This is a genomic window from Amycolatopsis sp. SID8362 (assembly GCF_010550475.1).
Taxonomy (GTDB): Bacteria; Actinomycetota; Actinomycetes; order Mycobacteriales; family Pseudonocardiaceae; genus Amycolatopsis; species Amycolatopsis eburnea.
In genome coordinates, this window is sequence record NZ_JAAGNB010000314.1 from 1 (window position 1) to 6,825 (window position 6,825).

Sequence of the window (6,825 nt, forward strand, 5' to 3'; positions counted from 1 at the left end):
GGGGCGGCACTTTCACGTGAAAGTGCCGCCCCGCCGGGAAGGGGCTACTTCTTCAGGCCGTGCTCGATGGCCTCGATGATCCGCGGCCGCAGCTCGGCCGCCGAGATGATCGCGTCGACCGAACCGACCTCGACGGCTCGCTGGATGCTGTGGACGCGGTCGAACTCCGCGGCCACTTCGCTGACCTTCTCCGCGCGGACCGACGACTGGAGCTCGGCCAGCTGGGCGTTGAGCGCCGCCCGGTCGGCGCTGCCTGCCGCCGCGACCCGGGCCTGCAGCTCGGTCACCCGCGGGTCGTTCGCCGTGCGGTTGTTGACTTCGCCGGCGAACACCACCGCGGCCGCCGGGGCGCCGCCCAGCACCGACGCGAACGAACCTTCGAGGGCCAGCACCGTCATGTTCGGGTTGAGCGTCTTGGAGAACACCACGAACGCGCCGCCGTGGTACCGCGAAATCACGGTGAAGACGATCGGGCCCTCGAAGTTGACGATCGCCCGGCCGATCTCCGCGCCGTACTCCAGCTGCAGCTTGCGCAGCGACTCCGGCGAGCCGTCGAAGCCCGACAGGTTCGCCAGCACCACCAGCGGCCGGTTGCCCGACGCCGCGTTGATCGCGCGGGCCGTCTTCTTCGACGAACGCGGGAAGAGCGTGCCCGCGGTGTAGGTGTCCGGGCCGTCGGTGGGCGGGAAGCCGCGGCGGGGCACCGACCGCGACTCGATGCCGATCAGGCAGACCGGGCGGCCGCCGATGTGCACGTCCTGCACCGCCGAGGTTTCCGCGTCCGCCATGCCCGCCCAGCGTTCCAGCACCGGGTGGTCCTGGTCGGACAGCGCGCGCATCACCGTGCGGATGTCGAACGGCTTCTTGCGGTCCGGGTTGTGCTCGGCCGAGAAGATCTCGCCGACGGTGGTGAAGTCGCTGCCGACGACGGCGTGCGGGAACGTCGAAACGTCGCGGCCGACCGGGTCGGTGGTGGCGACCTTCCGCGGCCCGGACTCGCCCGGCGCGACGTAGGTGTGCTCGTAGTGCGCCATCAGGACTTCGCGCGCGGCCGGCAGGTTCGGCGCCCAGTACTGCGCCTGGCCGTTCGGGCCCATCACGCGGTCGTAGCCGCCGATGCCGAAGTTGTCCTCGGCCGACACGCCACCGGAGAAGTCCAGCGCCTGCTTGCCGGTGAGCACCATCGCCGAGTCCGGCGTCATCACCAGGATGCCCTTGGTGTGCATGAGCATCGTCGCTTCGGCGTTCCAGTACGGCTGGGCGCCGACGTTGATGCCGTTGACCACGATGTTGATCTCGCCGCCGTCCTGGGTGAACGTGACGATCCGCTTGAGCGCCGCGGCGACCCAGTCCATGTTCTCGGTGCCCGAGGACATCGAGATCCGCGCGCCCGAGGAGAGGGCGAGCCACTCCAGCGGGACGCGCAGCCGCTCGGCCAGGTCGAGCGCCGCGATGACCCGGGAGCACTCCGGCTCCGACAGCGCGCCCAGCGACTTCGTCGGGTCGCCGAGGAGCACGACCCGCGTGACGCCTTCGGGGTGCCGCTCGGTCGGCGTGGTGACGACGCCCGCCACGAGCGCGGCGGTGTTCTTGCCCTTCGGCCGGTCCACCGGGACCAGCGCGCCGGAGGAGTCCAGGTCGTGCTCGGTGAACGTGCCGCCGGGCCCGGCGAGCAGGTCGGTCAGCTCGTACGGGTACACCGTCCCGCGCCGCGCCGCCCGCAGCACCTTCAGGCGGTACTCGTCCAGCGGCTTCACCGGCTCGGTCGACGGGTGGTCGACGTGCAGCCGCGCGCCGTGGCCGGGGTCGAAGGTGATCCGCACGGCGAGCTCGGTCAGCTTGCCCGCGTCCGTGCGCCGCCGCGCCAGGAACTGGACCTCCTCAAGCCCGGCGCCCACCGACGTCGGCAGGATGCGCTGGACCAGCGTGTTCAGCTCGTCGGTGGTGAGCTCGGTCGGCGGCCAGACGTACATCATGATCCGGTTGGTGTCGAACCGCTTGTTCTGCGGCCGCTGCGCCTGGATGTTCCGGATCGCGTCGAGGCAGGCGGTGACGGCGTCCTCGAGCGCGGGCAGCGCGACCAGGCGGCCGTCGGCCTCGCGCAACGGCGTCAGGTCGCGGACCTGGCCCATCGCGATCAGCCGCTCGTCGGCCGGGTTGGTCTTCGCCACGGCCTTGAAGAGGTAGATCTCTTCGTCCGCCGACGGCAGCCGCGTGAGGTCGAACTCGCGCAGGCGCTGCAGCTGCAGGCGCTGCGCGATCTGCGGGTGCAGGCCGCGGATCAGCCGGTCTTCGGCGAACGCCTCGCCGTCGCGCTCGAACGTGAAGTGGTGGTGCATGACCGCGCCGCCGGTGCCGGCCACGGTGACGACGACCCGCCGCACGCTCGCGGGCACCGGGTGCTCGCCCAGCAGCTCGCCGAGCCGCGCGGCGGCCGCGTCGACGTCCGGCTGGTCCTCCCAGCGCAGGTACAGGTCGGCGACGACGCCTTCGGTCGCGACCTCGCCGAGCGCGTCGAGGGCCGCGGGCAGGGCGGCGAAGTCGACGGCGGTGGTGACCAGCGGCAGCACGCCGTCGGCGGTGTCCAGCCGGGCGGTCAGCCACCGGGAGCCGCCGGCGTCGCGCACCGCGACCCCGGACAGCCGCCGGTTGCCGTAGTAGCGGCGGGTCAGCACTTCCAGCAGCGGCGCGTGGTCGCGGCCCGGGCGCCCGATCCGCTGGCCGACCAGCCGGACGAGGGGCTGGGAGCCGGTGATCATCGCCTGGATCCGGTCGGCGCGGTCCGGCGCGTCCGGGTGCTGGTCGAGGTAGCGCAGCTCGGTGCGGACGGCGGCGTACACCTCGGCGCGGTGGCGGCGCAGCAGCGGCTGGGCGAACCAGCGGAACACGACACCCCGGGCGAGGTCGGACACCGCGGGGAAGCGCACCTGCGTGGCCTCGACGAGGTGCTCCAGGGTAAGCCCGGCGCGCTCGCTCAGCGCCTCCGCCGGCGGGGCGCCGGTCAGCCACTGCCGCAGCAGCTCCGAAACGACGGCGACGTCGGCCGCCGTCCGCTGCTGCGCCAGGAAGATCCGGAAGACCGCGGCCTCCAGCTCCGGCGTGCGGTCGAGGTCGGCGACGCCGTAGTGCGCGAGCACCTGGCGCAGCCGGGCCTGGAAGCCTTCGGTGACGCCGGCGCGTTCGACGTCGAGGCTCTGCAGGTAGCTGTGGAAGAACTCGCGCGAGCTGTGCACGGCGCTGTTCGCCTCGGTGTCGAGCTCGCCGCCGGGGGTGTTGCGGCTCAGCTCGGACAGGTCGGCGAAGACGGTGAGCAGGTCGAGTTCGCCTTCGACCGGGCGGTTGCCCAGTTCGGTGCGCGCTTCCAGGTAGGCCGCGACGAGCCGCTTGCGCTCGGCCGGGTCGACGTCGAAGCCGAGCAGCAGGCTCTTGAGGTCCTGCAGGCCGCGTTCGACGCGCTCGGCCGCGGACACGCCGTCGGGCACGGACGGGAGCTCGATCTCGACGGTCTCGGTCTCTTCGGCGGCCTCGTCCTCGGCGCCGTCGGACAGCGGCTCCAGGCGCATCAGCGGTGCGCCGGTCTCGACCTGGCTGCCGACCGACACCGGGCATTCGCGGACGCGGGCGCGGAACGGCGCGCGCAGCACCGTCTCCATCTTCATGCTCTCCAGCACGAGGATCGGCGCGTTCGCCTCGACCTCGTCGCCGACGGATAGGGGCGTCGCGACGACCAGCGCGGGTGCTGGCGAGCGGACGACGCCGCCTTCGTCGCGGCTGACGCGGTGGGTGACGCCGTCGACCTCGACCAGGTGGATCGGGCCGTGGGTGGCCGACACCAGGCGGAACCGGCGCCCGTTGACCCGGATCTGGCCGCTGTGGGCGTCGAAGCGGTCGATCTCGACCTCGGCGTGGTGCACGTCCGACGTACCCGCCGAGACGCCGACGCGGAAGCGCGTGCGCCCGGCGCGGGCCACGCTGACGCGGTAGCCGACGCCGCGGAGTTTGAGGTCGAGCGGGCGGCCGCTTTCGTGCTGCACCTGCGGGCGGCCGCCGTGCGCGGTCGAGAGCAGGCGCTGAACCGAGATCTCTTCCTCGTCCTGGTAGGCCTCGATGGCGGCCGCGGCGAGCGCGATCGCGGAGTGCCGGTGGGTGACCAGGCGGCCTTCGGCGCGGACGCGGTCGATCCAGCCGGTGTCGGCGCTGGCGTCGATCACCTCGGGCTGGTCGAGCAGGTCGAGCACGAAGCTCTTGTTGGTGGCGCCGCCTTCGATGATGACCGTGGTCTCGGCCATCGCGCGGCGCAGGCGGCCGAGCGCCTCGTCGCGGTCGCGGCCGTAGGCGATGATCTTGGCGATCATCGAGTCGAAGTCGGCGGGGATGGTGTCGCCTTCGCTGACGCCGGTGTCGACGCGGATGCCGGGGCCGGCGGGCAGCGCGAGGCGCGCGATGCGGCCGGGGGAGGGCGCGAAGTCGCGGTCGGGGTCTTCGGCGTTGAGCCGGGCTTCGACCGCGTGGCCGAGCTCGGCGGGCTGGGTGCCTTCCAGCTTGCCGCCGCCCGCGACGTGCAGCTGCAGCTTGACCAGGTCGGTGCCGGTGGTGATCTCGGTGATCGGGTGCTCGACCTGCAGCCGGGTGTTGACCTCGAGGAAGGCGAACAGCTTCTCGCCCGGGTGGTACAGGAACTCGACGGTGCACGCGCCGCGGTAGCCGACCTTCACCGCGAGCCGCTCGGCCGACGCCTTCAGCTCGGCGGTCTGCTCGGGCGCGAGGACGGGGGAGGCCGACTCCTCGATGATCTTCTGGTTGCGCCGCTGCACCGAGCAGTCGCGGACGCCGAGCGCCCACGCCGTCTCGCCGTCGGAGATCACCTGGACCTCGACGTGCCGCGCGCCGGTGACCAGGCGCTCCAGGAACACGACACCGGAGCCGAACGCGCGCAGGGCTTCCTGGCTGGTGCGCTCGTAGGCGTCGGCGAGGTCTTCGCCGGAGGCCACCATGCGGATACCGCGCCCGCCGCCGCCGGCGGTCGCCTTGAGCATCAGGGGGTAGCCGATCCGGTCGCCGGCTTCCAGCGCGGCTTCGAGGGTCGCGACCTCGCCGCGGCTCCACGGCGCGACCGGCACGCCGACCTCTTCGGCGATCAGCTTCGCGCCGATCTTGTCCCCGAGCTTGCGCATCGCGTCGGCGCTCGGCCCGACGAAGGTGACACCGACCTTTTCGCACAGTTCGGCGAAGGCCGGGTCCTCGGCGACGAAGCCCCAGCCGACCCACGCGGCGTCGGCCTTCGTCTCGACGAGCGCCTTCTCGAGCTTGGCGAGGTCGAGGTAGGGCCGGGCCGAAGCCGGACCGAGGTCGTAGGCCAGGTCGGCCTCACGGACGAACGTGGCGGTGCGGTCCGCGTCGGTGTAGAGGGCCACCGTCTCGATCCGCGTCCCGGTTTCCGCCGACAGGTCCCGGACGGCGTGGATGAGCCGCATCGCGGCCTCTCCGCGGTTGACGATGGCGACACGACTGAACACCGGCTGAGCCTCCCAAGTACCCACGCACAGAAGGCGACGCACCTGTCCTGGAGCGTCGCCTGCACCTGTCTACACCCTGCTGGATTACCGCGGGGTAGACCAATGTCCGCCATGGCGCATGCCAAGGCGGCTGCGTTGTGGGAACCCCACAAAAAGCGACCCGCGCCACACTGCCGGGACCGCGTTTCTCGCGAGGGCTGCCACAAAGCACGGTGCGCAGCCTACGGCGGGACCGACCCGGAAAACATCCGGATCCGCGAAAGTAGGGGCCCCGGTCAGGAAGCCAGCAGGGCGGCCGGATCGAGGACCTGCCCCAGCTCGCGGCGTTCGGCATCCGACAACGGAACGGCGGCGACCTCGCACCGCCCGTCCGGCCCCGGCGCGGTGGTGATCGCCAGCACCGGGCGCCCGTCGACCTCGCGCAGCGTCACGCGGCCACCGCACGAAAGGTCCACCGTGACGCCCGGCTGGTCACGGTGCCGGCCCAGCCAGCGGCCGACGAAGTCGAAGGTCATCGCGGTCTCCCCTCGGTACGCGCTCCCCGTGGAAATCAGGTGTCCGTTGTTAATGCCCCGGATACACCCGGTTCACACGTCCGCGTCGCCGTCGATCTCCGGGCAGCGGACGGGCCGGCACCCCCCCGACTGGGTGCCGGCCCGTCCCGTCTCGGCGGTGCGGTCACCGCAGGGGCGCCTCCAGCACGTACCGCTTCGCGAGCCCTTCGCCGCAGTCCACTTCGACCGTGCGCCGGACGCACGGCGTGCCGTCGTCGCCGCGCAGGGCGTAGCCGACCGCCGTCGAATCCGGGACCTCGCGGACCTCGGCGGGCACGCGGCCGCCTGCCGAGAGGCGGCGCAGCAGGCGCTGCAGCCGGCCGTCCAGTGCTTCGTCCACAGTGGACGGATCGCGGACCGGCTCGCGGGCGGACGGCGGTGCCGCGGGCGCGCTGCCGGTCAGCCGGTCGACCTCGCGGGTCGCGTCGACGATCGTCGTCACGGTGCCGCCGCCGTCGATGCTGACCCGCACCTCGCCCAGCCCGGGCGTGACGACCGGGTGGCCGTCGACCAGCTGCGTGAACACCACGTGGGTTTCGCGCACGCGCGGTTCCGCGATTTCCTCGGGCGTGCCGCCCGCGTGGTACTGGTGGCGCACCTTGTCCGCGACGAGGTCGACGCGGTCGGCCAGGCCGAACGTCTCGACGGCGTCCTGGGCGATCCGGACGGCTTCGGCCGCGCTCGGCGCGTCCCGGCCGCTGCCGTCGGCCTCGGCGAACGTGATCTCGCGGACGCCGCGGTGGTCGACGCTCAGC

The 6,825-nt window shown here is 72.6% G+C and carries 2 protein-coding genes and 1 pseudogene; all 3 read right to left on the reverse strand.

What is annotated here, in order from left to right:
- Positions 1-44: 44 nt before the first annotated feature.
- Positions 45-5,516 carry a biotin carboxylase N-terminal domain-containing protein gene (locus G3I65_RS10575; protein WP_160695940.1) on the reverse strand — a complete coding sequence of 1,824 codons (5,472 nt, stop codon included), beginning with the start codon at positions 5,514-5,516 and terminating at the stop codon, positions 45-47.
- Positions 5,517-5,791: 275 nt separating this feature from the next.
- The gene (locus G3I65_RS10580; protein WP_160695941.1) at positions 5,792-6,031 is read right to left on the reverse strand and encodes a hypothetical protein; all 240 of its coding nucleotides are present in this window, start codon (positions 6,029-6,031) and stop codon (positions 5,792-5,794) included.
- 163 nt (positions 6,032-6,194) lie between these two features.
- Positions 6,195-6,825 (reverse strand): annotated as a pseudogene (locus G3I65_RS10585) (hypothetical protein); the annotation flags it as partial.

Bases quoted from the DNA above. Each gene is read 5' to 3' on its own strand.
- G3I65_RS10580 (WP_160695941.1), bottom strand. From the start codon at position 6,031: ATGACCTTCGACTTCGTCGGCCGCTGGCTGGGCCGGCACCGTGACCAG.